The sequence below is a fragment of the Anoxybacillus andreesenii genome (assembly GCF_030813005.1).
GTDB lineage: Bacteria > Bacillota > Bacilli > Bacillales > Cytobacillaceae > Robertmurraya > Robertmurraya andreesenii.
Map to the genome: position 1 here is coordinate 21,796 of NZ_JAUSTU010000007.1, position 19,907 is coordinate 41,702.

The window sequence follows — 19,907 nt, forward strand, 5'->3', positions numbered from 1 at the left end:
CACTGCTTAAACTGACAATGCTTTACCGACAGCTATTTCCTGTTCTTTGCTCGAATCTTTACGTAATGCATTGACTTCCTCATATTCCTTCGTATCCTTCCAAAGTTCATCTTTCAAAGGATTGAGTCGATATTTAATAATACGTGCTACTTGCCATACTGCAAGGACTACGTTTAAAGCTAAGCTTATTAAAGCAATCGTCCAGTTGGCTGCAGGATTGTATGAAACGCTTACATTGAATGTGCTTCCCACTGCGAAAAAGTGTGGAAAGGTCATTACCCACATCATCCAAAAGGATAGTGTTTGAGCACGGTTCTGCATCCAAGTGCCTTTTGCCCAAAGAAGTGCAGGTACCGTTGCAGCTATATTTAAAGCTACTCCTGAATAAAAGGCATTACCAGGTGCGCATGAGTAGACATAAGCGATATTCCATGCACCATAGGCAATAATCCATAGTTTTGTTTGGTCTGGCCATTGCATATCTTTTTTCTTACCAGAGGTTGCAAATATTCCAACCCAACCACAAATTAGCAGAAGGTTTAATATACCTGCAATTGCGTTAACATAGTTCCAACCACCAGAGATGTAATACATCCCATCAACTATTCCTTCGAAACCCATAATCCCCACTTGAAACTCTCGAATAACTGCCTCTGCAATATTAATTGCTAATATGGCTGGTACGAGAATTAAATACCATGGATGTTTTTTGTGGAAATTTGTAAAACGAATTACCATGTAAATCAGACTTCCGGCTAATGCTGAATAGACTTTTACCCAGTGGAACCATGAAGTAAGTTCAGGATCTGACGTAAAGTACCAAATAGGTGTTAATACGACTGGCAAGACCATGAATATGATCACGCTTCCCCACTTACTAGAACGAACTACTTCATTTAAACCAATAAGTAGACCAAAAACAACGAACCACATAATAGCATTGTACCAAGGGATAGATTCAAAAAAGAACATGACATGCCTCTCCTTTCATTTTTTGAAATAATAACTTGAGACAAACCATATTAAAGTATAATTCCCTGCAATACTTGGATAAAAGCTAGTATTGCTCGATGTTATTTAGACATAACGAACGTTCGGTATGTCTATGTGAAAAGTGTAACAAATTTTTCCAACATTGTCAATCATCAATAATTCTAGGCAAATCCTACTCTTCGATATTGTTATTTCACTTGTGATATAATGAATAATTATATGTAAGGAGTATCGTTGCCAGATGAAGAGCGATGGAAAAATGAAAATTTTAGAAGCAGCTAGAGCTATTATTATTGAACATGGTATTCAAGGTGCGACAATTCGTGGAATCGCTCAACAGGCGGGCGTTAGCACAGGTGCTATTTATCATTATTACGATTCAAAAGAGGCTATATTGTATGATGTGATGGATGAGGGCTTAAGTGAGATTAAACGAATTGCAACTATATCGCTCGAGGATAAAAAAAGGTTTCAAGAAATCATTCAGGAAATATTTGATGGAATGCAAGAGCGTTTTAAAAAGGATGCTGAAAATCGATTGCAATTTTATTTAGCTCATGAGGCCATGCTAGGAAATGAGGAGTTAAAACATAAATTTAAGGAAAAGTATCAGGATTGGATTAATCGACTAGAAGCTATATTTGTTCAAGCATATGATGCAAAATCTGGACCGTTAACAAGAGCAGTGGCAACCTGGACGATGGCAGCAATTGATGGGATGGTTCTTCAGATCCTTCTCCACACTGATACTGTTGAGCTAAAACATATTAACCAAGTATTAGAGTTTCTTTTAAGTGAAGGTTTTTCGCACTTCTTTAAAGTCATTCACGAAGTACCCGACAAATGATAGTATTTTATTCACAAACATATATGGGATATTTACTACATAACTCTATATACCAACTTTTTTCTATAGGAGTAATGATTGAATATACCACACAAAACGAACAGTTCTACAGAGATATTCCTTCATAGGCTATTCAGACAAAAGCCATTCCCCGCATTATCCCTGTAAATAATGTTTGTGAAATAAGATTCCGCGGGGAGTGACACCGTTGTCAATTATTCTATTTCCCATGACATCGTAAAACTACCTTGATGTTTCTCCCCTTCTATTTGGAGCTTGTATTGACCTGATTGGTTTAGTTCAACTGTATCTCCTGGTTTTAATGTTTTGATTGTTTTTCCATCTGAGTCTATCACCCTTGCAATTAGTTCTCCCTTTTTAGTTTCTGCCGAAAAATTTAAGACGAGCGTTTCTTGATTATCAAGTTTTACCTTTGCATAATAATGACCGGAGAATTGATTGTATTCCCCACTTAAACTGTTCTTTGTAGAATTAATTTCCCCTATTGTTATTACGTAAGAACCACCTGTGCATCCAACTAAATATAAGGACATAAGCACAGATAAAAATAACAAGCCCATTTTTTTCATCACTAGTTAATCCCCCATTATTATAGGTTCTTTTATCTACTTCCATTTTAGCATTAAAAGTTTCTCTCCCAACTATAACAATTATAAATAAAGGCTGTATTCGTGCAGATTGTGACTTTGGAATTGCTAGGTACCGTTTCCAAACTCAAAAATATAGGCAGCCTAAAAGAGGAGATGGTGAACTCCGTTATTAGACTGCCTTCATTAAATATAGATTTTTACATAGGTGAAGTAATTTGTGACCATCGCTTCAGCATATTGTGAATTACGTAGAAAAATAAAATGTAGGAACGAGGATCCTAGCTCCTCGTTCCTACAGATTTTAACGCTATTGAAAATTGACTTGGCTTGCTTGCCTAGTACGAAACAATTTCCAATCCAGTAGGGCATGTTCAGGAAGTGATAATGACTTGCTTTTATTCCAGCCCCTCAATAATAACTTCCTTCGCTGGCATGAATTCTTCACCAGTCTCTAAATAGGTAACCTGTACTTTGTCACCTTCCTGCAAGTAAATTGCGAGTGGGCTACTTTCAGAGGAAACGACGTAGCTCTTCTTATTATCCAATAAGAAGGTGATAACTGTGAAATCACCACTCTTTTCTTTGTAGACTCGGATGATCGAACCACTCACTTGTTTTTCTTCTGCCTTTGAGTTTCCGTCGACAGAGCCTCCGCCTTTTTGCAAGGCTGTTTTGTACAACTTTAAGGCTTCGTTTGGTGTCCCACCGTAGACAGAAATTTCTGGGTTCGCTGCTGATACGATAAAGTAATTTTGCAGGAAGCCATTTGAATCTAGAACAGCTGTAAGCCAGCTTGCTTCGCCATAGAAATTATAGAGAACGGGCATTTGACCCTTCCATTTCTTTTCGATAAATTTCTTTTCAATAATTTGTAGCGCGCCTTGGGAATCCATATAGGATTCTTCAAGATTTCCGGTGTAATAGGTCGCTTCGCCAGTTCTTGAATTTGTGAGAGAATAGCCAAGCATTGAATCGACACCCTCTTTTGGACTGGTGAAGTCAGTGAAATAATACATATCTCCGTTTTCATCAAAGATAGGACTTACATTGGCTTCTGTGCCTTCATCAGAAGGAAGCTTTACATCTTTCTTGCCAAATTTGCTATTCCAGAATCCGTGTACATAATTTCCGAAGTAGCTATTTTGCAGACTGACTGCTTCGGGAGAAACGGCCCCATCAATAAATTCTGGAACCTCTGCTAAGGAAAAGTCCTTTGTTTCCCCTGATTTGGGGTCGACCATGACAATCCCTTTCACGTCGAAGCCATTTCGAGCAGAGATAAATTTCCCATAGGAGCGGATATAAAAAGGCTTGCCGTCATCATCGATTTCGAGCTGCACATCCCCATAGAAGATATACTTTGGGTATTGCATTCGGATATGGCGTTCTAGATTTTTATGGAAGAAAGAGGATGGAGTGTATTCCATTTCGGCTTTCATAAATTTCGGATTCGCACTTGAATCAGTTGCACTAATCGTAAAATATCCTGGTGTCGTATCGCCATTTAACCATTTGAAAAATCCAGAAAATTCTACAGGAGCGATATACACATAATCTCCGTTTACCTTTTGAATTTGCAAATTTCCAAGCTCATAATAGCTTGTATTGGGTACTTGTCCAAAGGCTTTTTTCATTTTATTACGTGCAAATTTGGGTGGGACACTTGCTGGCGTTTCGTTCTCATCAAATGTCTCAATTTCCGTCTTTTCCTTCATTTTCGCAATCGTATATTTCTCGTCTGCATTAAAGAGGGGAGCCAATAGAAATGCAGCACCAACAATCAAGCTTCCAAGGAGTAGTACTCCTTTAATCCATCTTTCCCTTCCTGAAGCAAAGAACGCCCCTAACAGGGTAACAGGGATGGCAAGGGCCCATAAGGATGTGAAGTTTCTATCTAGATTTGTCAAATAATAGAAGGAAAAGACCCCAATTATTAATAGGATGATAACTGCTCCAAAAAGAAGACCTCCTGGCTTTCCCTTCTTGCTTTCTTTTTCTTTGGATTTATTTCTTTTTGAAAAAGGTATTAGCACAAGCGCAGAGGCTAATCCCGTAATCAGTGAAAATAGAAATATATTGCTCATATCAATCTCTCCTTTGTAAAACTTACATATTCAAGTACGTATTTCTGGATGAAAAGTTTCATGGGATGACATAATGGAAAGGGAATTCCACCACAATAAGATCAGATAAAACGAAGGAGTTGTTGAAATTGGTACAATCTTTGAAAGGAAAAGTAGCATTTATAACTGGAGCAGGAAAGGGAATCGGAAAGGCCGTTGCTCTTGCTTTGGCCAATGAAGGAGTAAACGTTGAATGGGTTAAACGGGGCTGCCACATCCAGTGCTTATAGCGCCTCCAAATTTGGAGTCATTGGCCTAACGGAATCACTGGCACAAGAGGTTCGAAAGAATAATATTCGGGTGACCGCTTTAACTCCAAGCACTGTTGCGACAGAGCTTGCGGTTAAAACGAACCTAATTTCTGAGAACAATGAAGAAAAATATATGCAGCCTGAAGACATTGCAGAATTCATTGTCTCGCAATTAAAATTACATCCACGAATTTATGTAAAAACAGCAAATCTATTGGCAACCAATCCATTTTAATCAAGTTCTCTGAGGGATTCTGTTTTGTTCAAGGTTTGATGAGTCTTGTATTTCAAAATTGAAAAAATACTAGCTGAGATTACCCTTACCAATCAAGTATACTAAAAGAAATACAGGTAATAGGGTGAAGCTATGGCAAAATTATTCTCAATCGGTGAACTCCTAATTGATTTTATTCCTCAGCAAAAGGGAGTTCCATTAAAGGACGTGCTTTCCTTTGAGCGAGCCCCAGGTGGAGCTCTGGCAAATGCCGCGGCGGCTGTTGCTAAATTTGGACAGCCTTCAGAGATGATTACGAAGCTTGGAATGGATGCGTTTGGGGATTTTCTCATTGAACAATTGCAGATGGCGGGTGTGGAGACAGACAAAATTCTTCGTACAAAAGAGGCAAATACTGGACTAGCATTTGTTTCTCTGAAGGAAAATGGGGAGCGGGAATTCTCCTTTTATCGTAAGCCGTCTGCAGATTTGTTATTAAGTGAAAAGGAAATTCAATCTGACTGGTTTGCAAAGGGAGATATTCTTCATTTTTGCTCAGTTAATTTAGTCGAAAGTCCGATGAAACAAGCGCATAAGAAAAGCATTTCGATCATGAAAGAGAAAGGCGGTCTTATCAGCTTTGATCCGAATGTAAGATTACCGTTATGGGAGGAGCCATCGGACTGTAGAAAAGCCATTCTTGAATTCCTGCCACATGCCCATCTTGTCAAAGTATCAGATGAGGAGCTTGAATTTATTACTGGGAACAAAGAGGTCGAAAGTGCGATTAAATCACTATTCATTGGTGATGTTCAAGCAGTAGTATACACAAAAGGTGCTCTTGGTGCAGAACTACATATTAAAGGTGCAAGCTGGGAATCACCTGGCTACACCGTTGAGGTTCAGGATACAACAGGTGCCGGGGATGCTTTTATGGGTGGACTGTTATATAAGCTGCTTGAAGCAGGCGCTCATCCAATGAACCTATTACAGATTCTAAGCAATCAACATATGGAAATACTCCAATTTGCCAATGCCAGTGGAGCATTGACGGCTGCTGGTAAAGGAGCGATTTCCGCACTCCCGAGCAAAAAACAGGTTCTCGAACTTATCAATGTTCAGGAAAGATAGTGTAATCCTATGGTAATTGACAAGCCATTAACGAGCCAGAAAGCTATATTTAACAAGCAAAAAGAGCCCAATTTTGGGCTTTTTTTGATGATACAGCAAAAGTTTCTCCAGTATTCTGAATTTATACTTTTCTTTTGGGGTCAAGGGGAGTATTCTAATATTTAAGTAATCTTTGTTTTTTGAAAATAATGTTCTACAAGTAGGGGGAAATCGGAATGAAGGCCTATCAAATTGAAACCATCCTAAGCTCCAATCGCAAGCAAAAGCCGGTAACGGAACAGCTTGAGTTTGGGACTATTTTCACGGATCATATGTTTATTATGGATTACAGCGTAGAGAGGGGCTGGCACGATCCCCGTATTATTCCATACCAACCGATCAGCTTAGACCCTGCTGCAATGGTTTTTCACTATGGGCAAACTGTTTTTGAAGGGTTAAAGGCATATTTATCGAAGGATGGAGAGGTTTTTCTATTTAGACCTGATCGCAATTTTTCGAGGATGAATCAGTCCAATGCAAGATTATGTATCCCGCCAATAGACGAAGAATTAGCGGTAGAGGCATTGAAGCAACTGGTGAAAATCGATCAAGATTGGATACCGAAAGCTGAAGGGACGTCATTATACATTCGACCGTTCATTATTTCGACAGCCCCTCATTTAGGTGTGGCCCCTTCTGAGTCTTATCAATTTATCATCATCCTGTCACCGGTTGGCTCCTATTATAAGGAAGGGATTCATCCCGTCAAAATATCTGTTGAGCAAAACTATGTGAGAGCGGTAGCTGGTGGTACCGGCGAGGCGAAGACAGGCGGTAACTATGCCAACGGTCTTAAAGCACAGGAGGAAGCAGCCAAGCTTGGATATTCACAGGTGCTTTGGTTAGATGGAAGAGAAAACAAATATATTGAGGAAGTAGGAAGCATGAATGTTTTCTTCAAAATAAATGGAGAAATCGTAACCCCTGCTCTAAACGGAAGCATCCTACAAGGGATTACAAGGGACTCTATTATTCAATTACTCAAACACTGGAATATACCGGTGATTGAACGGAGAATATCCGTTGAAGAAATTTATCAATCCTATCGTGAAGGGCTGTTGGAGGAAGCATTTGGAACAGGAACAGCTGCTGTTATTTCTCCGATCGGTGAGTTCCTATGGAAGGGAGAAAAGCTTGTCGTCAATAGCGGAGAAGTAGGTCAATTAACGAGAGAGCTTTATGACACTTTAACAGGAATTCAGAATGGAACGAAAGAAGACCCGTTTGGCTGGAGAGTTCAGTTAAGATAGATGAAGAAAGAATAAGACTGTCGCCATTTTTTAGAAAAGGCTATATTAGTCTTTAGTGTTGATTTTCAGCCTTATACATGTACGTGAACGGGTTTTATTCGGTACGAAAACATTCGTGAACGTATATGTATAAGGCGATATTAAGATCAACAATCAGATATAACAGAGCCTTAGAAAAAGGGGACAGTCTATTTTTATCATTATCAAATGTAGTGACACTTCCGCTATTGCATATAATTTTTGAGCGTATACCTATTATTATTCCTTCACATTTGGATCGACGATATTTCCTCCATAATCAGGAACATGGCTAGCTCGATTCTCATGATATTGAGAGCCTGATCCCTGCTGATTTTTTTGTTGCTTATTTTTACCTGTTCTCTTCCTTGCCATAATGTTCACCTCATAATTTTAAATTTGATGAATATGGTATCAGGATTAATTTCCCCATTTTATCACGAACTATGCTGAACAATAGGTTACAACTGGAAAAGGCTAGCAGTGAAATCATCCTGCTAGCCGAGATCCAAAGAAGCAACTATTTCGTACACGAAAAAATCCGATAATCTAGAATCCCTTGATAATTTGCCATGATATCAAAATGTTGGACCATAACCGTAAAAAGCTCCGGCTCAATATAATCTGAGTATTGAAACTCAGGAGCTTGATTTGTTTGGGGAATAGGCACGTTAGGCCTCCTGGCATTTATTCTTTTGAAACCGGCCTGCGAAAATAAAGCGATCCATTCCTGTTCTAAAGGGACAGAATCAAAGCCATAAAAATCTTTGATTTCCTTTTTTGTTGATGCTGCTAGGGGATGATTAATGGTAAGTTCATTAGCAATAAACCGGCCCCCCTTTTTTAATAGCCGATATATTTCCCGAAGGGCTCTAGGGGCATCAACAAAGGCTAGGACGGATTCAGAAATAACCATATCAAATGTATCGTCCTCTAAAGGGCAGCTTTCGATAGAGCCATGGATTATTTCCACAGGTAGTTGATATTTTTTCATTCGTTTTTTTGCTTTCTTAATCATGATCGGGTTGATGTCCAACCCAATTACCTTCGCACCATATCGGGCGGCCAAATATGCGGCTGTTTGGCCAGTACCGCACCCCACGTCTAAAATGCGAGAGGTGCTGTTAATCTTTTCAGACAGAAACATTTCCTTTGTAAGATCTATTCCCCCAGGATGTGCTCCTCCAACACCAAATTTGGATATGAATTCCAAGTATTTTGAAGTTCCTATAAGAACCACCCACTTTATACTATCTTTAAACATATTATGTAGATGCGGAAGGGATGGTTCCTTTCGTCTTGCTTATTCAGATTTTCTAACAGTATGAATCTTCAAAACATATAGGCGGATCTTGTCGAATATTGTATGATAATCTATATAAATAAAAGTATGAAGGGTGGCACAATTGAATTCGCTTCAAAAACAGTTAGAAGAAAAAGTTGTTTTGAATGAAAATAGAATTGCCGAGATTAGAAGCCGCATTGATTCTCGATATGAGAAGGCGTCGGCTCAAGAAAAAGCGAGAATGCTAGCGAAAGCCGTCCATAGCTTAATAGACCGCTCGTTGCCGAACTTCTCAATGGAAACGAAGAAAAGCATTCGAATGGGGCTTATTAAGGAAAAGGTCGCAGCAAAATCTTGGACGATTTCTGCGGGCGATCTCGTTGAGTATAGTGTCAGGCTGGCTACACAGGAAGAAATTACGAATGAAATGTCTCCATGGGTAATTCAACATGTGAGAGCTACACCTGATTTAGTTACTAGATACATTGATCAGCTTGTCGGTTATTTTGATGACAAAGAGCCGGAACCGATAGAAAAGAATATTACTAGTGTACAGACAACAAGCGAAATACATACCAAGCAAACTCGCTGGTTAATTCGGGTGGGCATAGTAGGAGCAGCAACAGCTTTTCTCATTTTGCTCGTTGTTCTTATCATGGAGTTTCCGTCTGACAAAAAAGTTGATTTTTCAAAGAAGGAAGCCATGGTGCTTGCTGAAGCTGAGACAATTGAGCGTGTACCAAATGATCTGCCTCCACATTTGCAATATAAGAATATAAATACTGATAAATTAAGAGATTGGTTGCATGGTAGGAATTCATTATTGGCGGAGGAACCATATTTTCCTACGATTGTGGAGGTTGCCGCAGAATATAATATCAACCCGCTTTTGTTATTTGCGATCACAGGGCAGGAGCAGGGATTTGTTCCCCAAAATCATATAAGGGCTCATGAAATTGCAAACAACCCGTTTAATGTATTCCATAGCTGGGAGGATTACAACACAAATATTGAGGAATCGACTCAAATCGCCGCTCGCACCGTTGTAAATTTGAGCAAGGAGCGACCCAATGATGTCGATCCCATTCAATGGATTAATCGCAAATATGCTGAGGACAAAAACTGGTGGAAAGGAGTTTCTTCTATCTATTCACAATTAGAGAAGGTAGTGAAGTGAGACAGAAGCACTTTGCCCCAGGTTCATTTCTCCTGTGGTACAACGAGTAGAGGACGCATCATATCATAATCCTCATGCTCAAGAATATGGCAATGCCAAACGTAGTGGCCTGTGTATGGAGAGAATTTCATAATCACTCTTGTAATTTCAGCAGAAGGTGCTGAAACAATGTCCTTCCACCCACGTTCGTTCGGGGCCGGAGGTTTGGCCGGTCCAGTATAGACAATTTGTCCATCCTGATTATAACGGTCGAGATCAAAGGGACGGCGATCAAGAATTTGGAATTGAACGAGATGGATATGAATCGGATGGGAAAAACCCGTTACATTGATTAAAGACCAAATTTCCGTTGCACCCAGTTGAGGTTTTTCGGTAATGGGATCATTCCACATTTTGTGATCGAGCAAGAGCAGGGGGCGTTCCCATTTATCTGTTGTGGATACTAACTTTAAATTACGGATTGCGGTAATGTTGTTCTTTGTCAGGGTGGGAATTTCAGATAAATATTGTGGAATTCTACCATGATCTTTTCCAGACAAAGATTTAGTGACCTTGAATTGCAGGATATCGTCTGTTTCGTCCTCTGGAGCGGCATTCGGCCCAAGATCATTCTTTAAAAGGATTGTGTCTCCATCATAATCGGAAAAGTCCACAATGACATCAACTCGAACTCCTGGCTCAATCTCAATTTTCTCTAGCTTGACGGTTTGGGCCAATAAGCCGCCATCCGAGCCAATTTGATGAAAGGATTGCCCGGAATCTAGATACAGCTGATAGGATCGGGTATTCGAAGCATTAAGAATCCGGAAGCGATATTTCCGCGGCTCTACCTCAAGAAACGGCCAAACCTTTCCGTTCACAACAATGGTATCTCCAAGGAAAAAGGGCTGGATTGATGGATGAGGGAGATCCTCTGATGGATTATTTGGTTGTTCCGGGTAAAAGAGGGATCCGTCCCTATTAAAGGTTCGATCTTGAATGATGAGCGGAATCTCATATGGTCCTTCTGGAAGTCCGAGGGATCTTTCCTTATGATCACGAATAATATACATCCCTGCTAGTCCTGCATATACATTAAGTCTCGTAATGCCCATTGCATGATCGTGATACCATAATGTTGCCCCGCGTTGAAAGTTGTTGTATTCGTAAACCTTCTGCTTAAAAAAGGGACCTACCTCCTTGTAGTCCTTCGTATACCAAGCCTCTGGATACCCGTCACTTTCAGGAGCTACGTTCGCACCGTGAAGATGTGTGACCGTTCTCACCTCTGGTAAATGATCGAGATCGTGGATTGATTTATCAACGGGGAGAAAATGTGTGCTGGGTAAGTTGTTTACCCACTTAATCCTAACCCGTTCTCCCTGATTTACATCTATGGTAGGACCAGGATATTGCCCTTGATAACCCCAAACGGTAGTCGGTGCTAGATCCCGATGTAACCTTTGCCTGGTTTCCTCCATGCTCACTACATAATAGGACTCATGTTTTGTTTTTCTATTTGGTTTTAAAGTCTCCATGATTGGAAGGGAATCGACAAATTTCTTTAGCTTCACACCCATGTCCTCAACTCCTTTTTATAGACAATGATACAATAGCTTATGTAAAGGACTGATTTTTGGATTAGGCTGAAGTATTTGAGTTTTTTGTAAGGTATTTATCTTAATCATTGTTCATCGGAGGGAAGAAAATGGACGGAAGAGTTGAAAAAATATTTGTTGGAATGCCTAGCAAGATAGGTGAAAAGGGAGCAATGGACCCGATGGAGCGCGAGTGGGAAACGGCGATGTTTAAAGAAGAGATCCAAGGCCCCGTGTGGGTGGGAACGACCCATATTGAAGGCGATGGGCAAGCGGATCTAAAGCATCATGGTGGTCCCGAAAAGGCCGTTTTTGCTTACTCCTCAGAGCATTATATATACTGGAATAAAAGCTTGGAGGGAGCTAGCCTCCTTCCCGGAGGAATGGGAGAGAATTTTCTCATCGACCATTTAACCGAAGAACATATTTGTATTGGGGATACATTTGAAATAGGAGAAACAATTATCCAAGTGTCCCAGCCAAGGCAGCCTTGTTGGAAGCCTGCTCGGCGATTCAAAATAAAGAATTTGGCTTTGTTAATTCAAAATACAGGAAGGACAGGTTGGTATTTTCGTGTTCTAAAAGAAGGAAAGGTGGAAAAAGGGCAGACACTTCGGTTGATCGATCGGCCTTTTTCACAATGGACGATATCAGCATGTAACCAAATCATGCATCATGATAAAAAGAATATTCCGTTAGCCAAGGAGCTTGCCTCCTGCGAACTTTTAGCCCTAAGCTGGAGGGAAACGTTATTGAAACGCGTGGAGACTGGGATAGAAGCAGATATACAAAAAAGAACGATTGGGCCAAACGAATAATGGATTACATTTGAAGCCCTTAGGAACCTTGATAAAAGGAGAGAACTAGAAAATGAAAACATTATTGTTAACTGGATTTGAACCATTTTTAAGCTTCACAATTAATCCAACGATGCGAATTGTCGAGGAATTAAATGGCGAGGTGATTGGGGATTATAAGGTTCATGGTGAAATTTTGCCGGTGGATTTCAGGGCTTCAGGGACAAAAATATTGGAACATATCGACAAAATTCAGCCTGATGCCGTGATTTCCTTAGGATTAGCTGGTGGGAGGTACAAAATAACTCCTGAACGAATTGCGATCAATGTCAATGATGGCGAGGCTGATAATCGAGGAAATATCCTTGTGGATGAACCAATTCGAGAGGAAGGATTGGATGCCTATTTTTCGACATTGCCAGTTCGAGCAATGGTCGAGCGATTGCTTGAGGAAGGGCTACCTGCTGAGATATCGAATAGTGCGGGTACTTATTTATGTAATCATGTGATGTATCAATGCTTGCACTATGCAAAATCGCAGCGAAAAAAGATGCCGACAGGGTTCATCCATATTCCAGCTTCACATGAGTTAGCTATTCAGCATGGGAAAATCCCAAGCTGGTCCCATGATGATTTGAAAAAGGGGATCCTTACCTGTATAAAGGTGATATCAGAAATTTCTCCTACGGAAGAGTGAGCATTTATGCATGAAATACGGTTGAAAAGAATCTATGAGCCTCCCGCAAAAGAGGATGGATACAGATTATTGGTGGATCGGCTGTGGCCAAGAGGGATAAGTAAGGAGAGAGCACAAATACAACTTTAGACAAACTTTAACAAATTGTAAGAGAATTTTCAAAAATTTTATCGTTCTTATTGATATTATGTTAGTAAATGATACATGGAAATTGAGGTGAAAAGGTATGACCTCTCGACCAGAAAAATTACAACATAATCTATGGAATGATCATGAAATTTTGAGTTCCCTTATCCATCAAGTACCCATTGGGATCATCATAATCGATTTATATGGGTTCATTCATCTATGGAATAAGGAGGCAGAAAGAATCTTTGGCTGGACCGAGGCAGAAGTAAAGGGGAAATTATACCATTTAATTATGAAGCTTGGAGAAAGCAAGTACAGGAGAGCCTTTCGGAAAATTGCACAGGCAAGGAAAGGTGTGACTTTCTCAGAAACGAAACGAAAAAGGAAGGATGGTTCTGATGTTACTGTTTGCATTAATGCCATTCCACTTATAGAAGAGGATGACAGAGTTATCGGAATCACCTTTTTGATTGAGGATCTTACCGATCAGAAGAATTCAGAGAAAATCTTGAAAAATACAATGAATGAGCTTGAAAATTTGAAGTTTTCATTGGATGAATCCTCCTTGCTGACGATAACAGATCCTCGTGGGATGATTACTTATGTGAATGACCGTTTTTGTGAGCTATTTCAATATTCACGGGAAGAACTGATCGGCTATGATCATCGAGTCATTAACTCCAAATATCATCCAAAGGAATTTTTTAAAAACATGTGGAGGACACTCGGGAACGGAAAAATCTTCAGGGGAGAAATCCGAAATCGAGCAAAGGATGGGACGATTGTTTGGGTAGACGGTACTATTGTTCCTTTTATCAATGAAAAAGGTCGACCTTATCAATATATGTCTATTTGCACGGATATTACAGATAAGAAACGGGCGGAGGAAGAACTTGTTTTTCTTGCGTACCATGACGAGCTTACAGGTCTTTCTAACAGAAGAAAAATGAGTGATTTAGTGGCAGAAGAAATAAATCAAAATCAGCCCTTTGCCCTTCTGAGCTTAGATTTGAACCGTTTTAGGCATATTAATGAATCCTATGGCTTTTCTGTTGGAGATGGGGTTATTTCAGAATTTGCGAATCGCCTTGTAGAAACGATTCCAAATGTCGATCATATTGCACGTAAGGATAGTGATAAATTTATCATTTTACTGAAGGGCATGGATGATGATGAAGTACATCGTATATGCGGGTTGATTAGTAAGAACCTGCAAAAGCCGTTTGAAATTAATAATAACCGTATTCATACCACTTCAAGTATTGGCGTTTGTTTTTACCCAAAAGATGGGAGTAATTTTGAAGAGCTCTTGAATAATGCTGTCTATGCCATGCATGAAGCAAAGATTGAGCGGAAAAGCTATATTAGGTTTTTTGACAAGCAGCTTGAGCAGGAGAAGAAGAGAAGAATAGAGCTTGAGAAATGTCTTCGTGAGGCTCTTGAGAATCAAGAACTCTCACTCCATTACCAACCAAGAGTAGACACAAACACACGGAAGATCACAGGTATGGAAGCCTTGCTGAGATGGAATTCGCAAAAATTAGGAATGGTTTCACCAAATGAGTTCATTCCTATTGCGGAGGAAACGGGATTTATTGTTCCTATTGGCAAATGGGTAATGGGAAACGCCATGAGCCAAACGAAGAAATGGCATCAGCTTGGCTTTTCAGATTTAAAGGTTTCCCTAAATCTCTCACCGATTCAATTAATGGAGCCAGATATTGATGAACAAATTATCAAAACAATAAGGAAAATCAACTATCCTCCGAATCTATTGGAATTAGAGATTACGGAAAATGCGGCGCTTGAAAATAATAAAGTTTTATTCCAAAAGCTTAATCGATTAAAAGAATTTGGCGTCCAAATTTCAATTGATGATTTTGGTACAGGGTATTCCTCATTGAGTTATTTACGGGAGTTTCCAATTAATCGTTTGAAAATTGATCGCTCTTTTCTAGAGGATATTGCAAAAAGTGGTGATTCACCAATCGTTCGAACGATCTTAGCGATGGCTAAGAGCTTAGGCTACCATGTGACGGCTGAAGGCATCGAGATTGAAGAGCAAATCTTGTATTTGCAGAATCATGGATGTGATGAACTGCAAGGCTTTTATTTTGGCAAGCCAGTGGCAGCAAATGAGTTTCTTCATTATCTATATGAAGCCATCTGAACATGTTACCTAAGGCCCTTTTAATAGGAAAGAGGGTCTTTTTTTCTTGTGAAAATACCTACTTCGACTCTGTTTGTGCTACAATGCAAAAGGGATAACCCATGTTACTTAAATTGTAAGGGAGTTTACTGAATGGATTTCATTGAATTATTGAAAGCGATCATTCTTGGTTTAGTCGAAGGTCTAACAGAATATGCACCCGTCTCCTCGACAGGTCATATGATTATTGTCGATGATATGTGGCTCCAGTCAAATGAGTTTTTGGGCAAGTATACAGCCAATACTTTTAAGATTGTGATTCAGCTCGGTTCTATTCTAGCGGCTGTGTTCGTTTTTAAGGATCGATTTATCGAATTACTAGGATTAAATCGTTTACGAAAAAGAGCGGGGCAGACAGGGAATTCGAAGCATTTGAAGCTGACACATGTAATCGTTGGCTTAATCCCAGCAGGAGTGATGGGCCTCCTTTTCGATGATTATATTGACGAACATCTATTTACAACAAAGACAGTGATCATTGGTTTATTGATTGGCGCGATATTTATGATTATTGCCGATATTTTTCGTTCGAAAAAGCCGCAGGTGGAAACCGTTGATCAGATTAGCTACAAGCAAGCATTGACAGTAGGTCTTATTCAGTGTCTATCATTATGGCCAGGGTTTTCTCGCTCAGGTGCGACGATTTCGGGTGGGGTTTTGACAGGAATGAGCCACCGTGCTGCATCTGATTTTACCTTTATCATGGCGGTACCGATTATGGCAGGGGCAAGCGGCTTGTCATTAATTAAGAACTGGGAGTACTTCACAATGGATTCATTGCCATTTTTCATTGCTGGATTCATTAGTGCATTTGTATTTGCCTTAATTTCGATTCGCTTTTTCTTGAAGCTTATTAACAAGATCAAGCTTGTGCCTTTCGCTATTTACCGAATCGTTTTAGTGGGAGTCATTTATTTTCTGTATTTCTAATTTGTATAGTTAGTTGACAACTATGTATACAAATATGTATATTTTCTAAACACTTTTATAACATAAACATTTGAATTAGATGATTCCTATGGGGCACGTGACTATTTCATTTTTTATTTTCGAAATAGATGCGTGTCCCATTGTCTTATTAAAGCCATTACGAACTGTTATCGCATAGTCTATAGAAAAAATGTTGGCACAATTCTTGCAAATTCAAAATAACAAAATGTCAATATGACTTCATTAGGGAGAGGGGAAGGGAATATGTCTAACCTGACGAGGGATTTTTTTTACGGACTATCTAAAAATAAATTCTTAAATGAAAATGCAAAAAAATGGGGCTTTAAATTAGGTGCAGAAAAGTTTGTTGCTGGTACAAATCTTGAAAGCGTAACCAAAGTAATAAAGGAGCTAAACCGTCATGGTATTAGCGGTACAATTGATAATTTAGGGGAATTTGTTTCTGATAGCCGAGAAGCGACGAAGGCAAAAAATGAGATCATTCGTATATTGGATCGAATACATGAAGAGAATTTAGACTGCCATCTGTCGATCAAGATTACACAACTTGGGTTAGATATCGACCAGGATTTCTGTATGGCAAACGTTAGGGAGATTGTTGAAACCGCATACCAATATGATATTTTTGTTAACATTGATATGGAAGATTATTCCCGTTACGAAAAAACAATGGAGGTTCTTCAAATCTTAAGAGGGGATTATCCAAATGTAGGAACGGTGATGCAGTCTTACCTCTTAAGAGCAGAGGAAGACCTTGACAGGCTGCAAGATGTCCGCATGCGGATTGTCAAAGGGGCTTATAAGGAAAGCCCAGGGGTTGCCTATCAATCCAAAGAAGAAATTGACCGCAATTTTATTAAATTGGCAAAGAAAAGATTGCTAGGGGATGCGTTCACCTCGATTGCTACACATGACCATCATATTATTAATGAACTCAAGGCCTTTGTGAGGGAACACAATATCAGCCGTGACAATTTTGAATTCCAAATGCTGTACGGCTTTCGCAAAGAGATGCAATATGATCTTGCAAAAGAAGGCTATCGTTTCTGCACCTACATTCCGTTTGGTACCGACTGGTTTGGCTACTATATGCGCCGCATTGCTGAACGCCCACAAAACCTTGGGATCGTTGCCAAAGATATGTTATATACAAGCGATAACAAGCTGAAAAAAGAACCGATCATCGGCGGGGCAGTGGCCGTGTCCTTGCTCTATCTTTTAAGAAAAAGTAGGAAAAAGAAAGATAAATAGTTTTTGGGGGACGGAGGGACAGGTTCCTCGACCCAAAAAGAGCAATCTCTCACTATATCAACATAGTGAGAGATTTTTTTGATCAGAAATATAGCAAACTTGATGTACGTCAATTTTTTTTAGAAAGGTTTCGATTAAGCTAAGAATACAGAAAACAAAGGAGGCCATAAATTATGAAAAGAGCTGTCTTTCAATTGGAACCATTAACTTGTCCGTCTTGTATTAAAAAGATTGAGTCTACCCTTAATAAAACGAGTGGAATTCAATCTGCTACTGTTCTATTTAATTCGAGCAAAGTAAGAGTTGAATTTGATGAACAAGATATTAGCACCGAACAGATTAGCAAAATAATCACTAAGCTTGGCTATGAAGTGCGATAAGCATGGAGGACAAGTGGGACAAGGGATCTATCCCTGCGTCCCACTATGGAAGGAGGAACGAAAATGATTCGTTTCATTAATCGAAATCGGAATAAGATAATTGGAATGTCAGGCTTAATTATTGCTACTGCCTTTTTGTTAAATATATTTGGTTTGGGTGAGTACAAGGCTATGCTCCTGATTTTGGCAACAGCTATTGCAAGTATTCCAATTTTTATAAAGGCCTTCCAAGCGCTAAGGATGAAGGCTTTCAGTATTGAGCTCCTTGTGTCTATTGCTGTGATAGGAGCGCTAGTGATTGGAGAGTATGTGGAATCAGCTGTCGTCACCTTCCTATTTTTGTTCGGCGCCTATCTAGAAGGCAGAACATTAGAAAAAACACGGTCATCCTTGAAAAAATTAATTGAAATGGCACCGCAGGAAGCGGAAGTTATACGAAATGAACAAACGCGAATGATTCCTGTAGAAGAGGTTGAAAAAGGGGATCGAATTTTAATTCGTTCTGGGGGAAAGGTGCCTGTTGATGGGAGAATTCTGACAGGGCATGCCCTCCTCAATGAAGCTACGATTACTGGGGAAAGTGCTCCGGTAATGAAACGTACCCAGGACCAGGTATATACCGGCACAATTGTGGATGAAGGATATATTGAAATCGTAGCAGAAAAGGTAGGAGCTGATACGACTTTTGCAAAAATCATCGAGCTTGTCGAAGAAGCGCAGGAAACGAAATCAAAAACGCAAAAATTCCTCGATCGATTTGCTAATGTGTATACACCGGCAGTTGTGATTCTATCAATCCTTGTCTTTTTGATTACGAAGGATATCCTTTTGTCCGTCACTTTCCTCGTTGTTGCATGTCCAGGCGCACTAGTCATTGGCGCTCCCGTATCAAACGTAGCAGGGATTGGGAATGGAGCGAGAAATGGTGTCCTTATTAAGGGCGGAGAGGTAATGGAGCAATTCTCGAAGGTGGATACAGTTGTATTTGATAAAACAGGGACATTGACGAAGGGGAAGCCTGAAGTAACTGATATCCACGTCATGAATGGGATGGAAGAAAATCTGTTTCTGCAAATGGCTGGAGTAGTAGAGAAGGTTTCTGAACATCATCTAGGTCAAACCATTGTGAATGAAGCGAAACGTCGGAAACTAGACATCGATCATGAACCCGAAGATATACAGGTAGTAAAAGGAAATGGTATCCTTGCACGAGTGAACGGGATGCCCCTTATTATAGGGAACCGAAAGCTTATGGAGACCCATGGAATCAAAATAGTGGAAGAAGTAGAGGAATATGCTCTAGGGAGAGAAAAACTAGGGAACACAGCTGTTTTTGCTGCAATAAACAATGAAATGGTGGGGATTATTTCCATTGCAGACCAAATTAGGGCGGATGCCCTTGAAGCCGTTCGTGAATTGAGGGAAAATGGAGTTAAGAGAATTTTGATGCTGACAGGTGATAATCGGCATACCGCAAGACGCGTTTCCGAACAACTAGGTCTTGATGAATATCATGCGGAGCTCTTACCAGAGGATAAAGTGAGATTTGTGAAGAAATTAAAGGAAGAAGGTCATATCGTTGCCATGGCGGGAGATGGGATTAATGATGCCCCAGCAATTGCTAATGCGCATATTGGTATAGCTATGGGAAAAGGCGGAACTGACATTTCAATGGAAACGGCAGATGTCGTGTTAATGGCAGATAAGCTTAAGCAATTCTCGCATGCCTATTCATTATCATTAGCAACGATTAGAAATATGAAGCAGAATATGTATTTTGCGGTAGGGGTAGTTTTTATTCTATTAGCTGGTGTCCTATTCGGGAACGTACACCTCGCCTCTGGGATGTTCATTCATGAAGCAAGTGTCCTTCTTGTTATCGTGAATGCTATGCGTCTATTAAGATTTAATAAGAGAAATAAACGGACTAGCATGGAAGAGCAACATCTTTTTACTGCTTAGGAATGGAGGATATCG

Annotated in this window: 19 protein-coding genes and 1 pseudogene; 14 read left to right on the forward strand and 6 right to left on the reverse strand. The window is 39.8% G+C overall.

Features of this window, described 5'->3' with window-relative positions:
- Positions 1-6 precede the first annotated feature (6 nt).
- Positions 7-972, reverse strand: coding sequence for a DUF5692 family protein (locus tag J2S07_RS08700; RefSeq protein WP_307150042.1), 966 nt, complete (start codon positions 970-972; stop codon positions 7-9).
- A gap of 262 nt (positions 973-1,234) precedes the next feature.
- On the opposite strand from J2S07_RS08700, the gene J2S07_RS08705 reads away from it, so the two are divergent.
- Entirely contained in the window at positions 1,235-1,840 is a 606-nt protein-coding gene (locus tag J2S07_RS08705) for a TetR/AcrR family transcriptional regulator (RefSeq protein WP_307150043.1), read from the forward strand.
- A gap of 215 nt (positions 1,841-2,055) precedes the next feature.
- Here the strand turns inward: J2S07_RS08705 and J2S07_RS08710 are convergent, their stop codons facing one another.
- Positions 2,056-2,433 (reverse strand): hypothetical protein, encoded by a 378-nt coding sequence (locus J2S07_RS08710; RefSeq protein WP_307150044.1) that lies wholly within the window; start codon positions 2,431-2,433, stop codon positions 2,056-2,058.
- Between the two features lie 413 nt (positions 2,434-2,846).
- Complete coding sequence (locus J2S07_RS08715) at positions 2,847-4,535, reverse strand: YrzE family protein (protein WP_307150045.1); 1,689 nt, start codon at positions 4,533-4,535, stop codon at positions 2,847-2,849.
- A 140-nt stretch (positions 4,536-4,675) separates the two neighbouring features.
- Between J2S07_RS08715 and J2S07_RS21930 the strand changes: the two genes are divergently transcribed.
- From J2S07_RS21930 to J2S07_RS08730, 4 genes and pseudogenes are all read left to right on the forward strand, one after another.
- Entirely contained in the window at positions 4,676-4,804 is a 129-nt protein-coding gene (locus J2S07_RS21930) for an SDR family NAD(P)-dependent oxidoreductase (RefSeq protein ID WP_370872812.1), read from the forward strand.
- Positions 4,770-5,060 (forward strand): annotated as a pseudogene (locus J2S07_RS08720) (SDR family NAD(P)-dependent oxidoreductase); the annotation flags it as partial. The gene J2S07_RS21930 and the pseudogene J2S07_RS08720, both read left to right, overlap by 35 nt.
- A gap of 132 nt (positions 5,061-5,192) precedes the next feature.
- Positions 5,193-6,170 carry a carbohydrate kinase family protein gene (locus J2S07_RS08725; protein WP_307150046.1) on the forward strand — a complete coding sequence of 326 codons (978 nt, stop codon included), beginning with the start codon at positions 5,193-5,195 and terminating at the stop codon, positions 6,168-6,170.
- Positions 6,171-6,385: 215 nt separating this feature from the next.
- A complete protein-coding gene (locus J2S07_RS08730; protein ID WP_307150047.1) occupies positions 6,386-7,459 on the forward strand; it encodes a branched-chain amino acid aminotransferase in 1,074 nt (357 codons plus the stop codon).
- Between the two features lie 258 nt (positions 7,460-7,717).
- Here the strand turns inward: J2S07_RS08730 and J2S07_RS08735 are convergent, their stop codons facing one another.
- A complete protein-coding gene (locus J2S07_RS08735; RefSeq protein WP_307150048.1) occupies positions 7,718-7,852 on the reverse strand; it encodes a hypothetical protein in 135 nt (44 codons plus the stop codon).
- A gap of 145 nt (positions 7,853-7,997) precedes the next feature.
- Entirely contained in the window at positions 7,998-8,690 is a 693-nt protein-coding gene (locus J2S07_RS08740; RefSeq protein WP_307150049.1) for a class I SAM-dependent methyltransferase, read from the reverse strand.
- A 193-nt stretch (positions 8,691-8,883) separates the two neighbouring features.
- Here J2S07_RS08740 and J2S07_RS08745 point away from each other — a divergent pair, with 193 nt between their 5' ends.
- On the forward strand, positions 8,884-9,939 hold the full coding sequence (locus tag J2S07_RS08745; RefSeq protein WP_307150050.1) for a hypothetical protein: 1,056 nt from the start codon (positions 8,884-8,886) through the stop codon (positions 9,937-9,939).
- 23 nt (positions 9,940-9,962) lie between these two features.
- On the opposite strand, the gene J2S07_RS08750 is transcribed toward J2S07_RS08745, so the two are convergent.
- The gene (locus J2S07_RS08750; RefSeq protein ID WP_307150051.1) at positions 9,963-11,498 is read right to left on the reverse strand and encodes a multicopper oxidase family protein; all 1,536 of its coding nucleotides are present in this window, start codon (positions 11,496-11,498) and stop codon (positions 9,963-9,965) included.
- A gap of 128 nt (positions 11,499-11,626) precedes the next feature.
- Here J2S07_RS08750 and J2S07_RS08755 point away from each other — a divergent pair, with 128 nt between their 5' ends.
- The 8 genes from J2S07_RS08755 (at position 11,627) to J2S07_RS08790 (ending at position 19,892) form a co-directional block, all read left to right on the forward strand.
- Positions 11,627-12,334 carry an MOSC domain-containing protein gene (locus J2S07_RS08755; RefSeq protein WP_307150052.1) on the forward strand — a complete coding sequence of 236 codons (708 nt, stop codon included), beginning with the start codon at positions 11,627-11,629 and terminating at the stop codon, positions 12,332-12,334.
- Between the two features lie 52 nt (positions 12,335-12,386).
- The gene (gene pcp / locus J2S07_RS08760; RefSeq protein WP_307150053.1) at positions 12,387-13,010 is read left to right on the forward strand and encodes a pyroglutamyl-peptidase I; all 624 of its coding nucleotides are present in this window, start codon (positions 12,387-12,389) and stop codon (positions 13,008-13,010) included.
- Positions 13,011-13,016: 6 nt separating this feature from the next.
- Complete coding sequence (locus tag J2S07_RS08765; RefSeq protein WP_370872810.1) at positions 13,017-13,139, forward strand: DUF488 domain-containing protein; 123 nt, start codon at positions 13,017-13,019, stop codon at positions 13,137-13,139.
- Positions 13,140-13,236: 97 nt separating this feature from the next.
- Entirely contained in the window at positions 13,237-15,309 is a 2,073-nt protein-coding gene (locus J2S07_RS08770) for an EAL domain-containing protein (protein ID WP_307150054.1), read from the forward strand.
- Positions 15,310-15,441: 132 nt separating this feature from the next.
- Entirely contained in the window at positions 15,442-16,278 is an 837-nt protein-coding gene (locus J2S07_RS08775; protein ID WP_307150055.1) for an undecaprenyl-diphosphate phosphatase, read from the forward strand.
- A 264-nt stretch (positions 16,279-16,542) separates the two neighbouring features.
- The gene (locus tag J2S07_RS08780) at positions 16,543-17,550 is read left to right on the forward strand and encodes a proline dehydrogenase family protein (protein ID WP_307150056.1); all 1,008 of its coding nucleotides are present in this window, start codon (positions 16,543-16,545) and stop codon (positions 17,548-17,550) included.
- A 173-nt stretch (positions 17,551-17,723) separates the two neighbouring features.
- Positions 17,724-17,930: a heavy-metal-associated domain-containing protein gene (locus J2S07_RS08785; protein WP_307150057.1), complete on the forward strand. Its 207-nt coding sequence runs from the start codon at positions 17,724-17,726 to the stop codon at positions 17,928-17,930.
- 63 nt (positions 17,931-17,993) lie between these two features.
- Positions 17,994-19,892 carry a heavy metal translocating P-type ATPase gene (locus J2S07_RS08790; RefSeq protein WP_307150058.1) on the forward strand — a complete coding sequence of 633 codons (1,899 nt, stop codon included), beginning with the start codon at positions 17,994-17,996 and terminating at the stop codon, positions 19,890-19,892.
- Positions 19,893-19,907: the final 15 nt, after the last annotated feature.

Coding starts and splice junctions, on each gene's coding strand:
- J2S07_RS08700 (WP_307150042.1), bottom strand. CDS start 972: ATGTTCTTTTTTGAATCTATCCCTTGGTACAATGCTATTATGTGGTTC.
- J2S07_RS08705 (WP_307150043.1), top strand. CDS start 1,235: ATGAAGAGCGATGGAAAAATGAAAATTTTAGAAGCAGCTAGAGCTATT.
- J2S07_RS08715 (WP_307150045.1), bottom strand. CDS start 4,535: ATGAGCAATATATTTCTATTTTCACTGATTACGGGATTAGCCTCTGCG.
- J2S07_RS08725 (WP_307150046.1), top strand. CDS start 5,193: ATGGCAAAATTATTCTCAATCGGTGAACTCCTAATTGATTTTATTCCT.
- J2S07_RS08730 (WP_307150047.1), top strand. CDS start 6,386: ATGAAGGCCTATCAAATTGAAACCATCCTAAGCTCCAATCGCAAGCAA.
- J2S07_RS08735 (WP_307150048.1), bottom strand. CDS start 7,852: ATGGCAAGGAAGAGAACAGGTAAAAATAAGCAACAAAAAAATCAGCAG.
- J2S07_RS08750 (WP_307150051.1), bottom strand. CDS start 11,498: ATGGGTGTGAAGCTAAAGAAATTTGTCGATTCCCTTCCAATCATGGAG.
- J2S07_RS08755 (WP_307150052.1), top strand. CDS start 11,627: ATGGACGGAAGAGTTGAAAAAATATTTGTTGGAATGCCTAGCAAGATA.
- pcp (WP_307150053.1), top strand. CDS start 12,387: ATGAAAACATTATTGTTAACTGGATTTGAACCATTTTTAAGCTTCACA.
- J2S07_RS08765 (WP_370872810.1), top strand. CDS start 13,017: ATGCATGAAATACGGTTGAAAAGAATCTATGAGCCTCCCGCAAAAGAG.
- J2S07_RS08770 (WP_307150054.1), top strand. CDS start 13,237: ATGACCTCTCGACCAGAAAAATTACAACATAATCTATGGAATGATCAT.
- J2S07_RS08775 (WP_307150055.1), top strand. CDS start 15,442: ATGGATTTCATTGAATTATTGAAAGCGATCATTCTTGGTTTAGTCGAA.
- J2S07_RS08780 (WP_307150056.1), top strand. CDS start 16,543: ATGTCTAACCTGACGAGGGATTTTTTTTACGGACTATCTAAAAATAAA.
- J2S07_RS08785 (WP_307150057.1), top strand. CDS start 17,724: ATGAAAAGAGCTGTCTTTCAATTGGAACCATTAACTTGTCCGTCTTGT.
- J2S07_RS08790 (WP_307150058.1), top strand. CDS start 17,994: ATGATTCGTTTCATTAATCGAAATCGGAATAAGATAATTGGAATGTCA.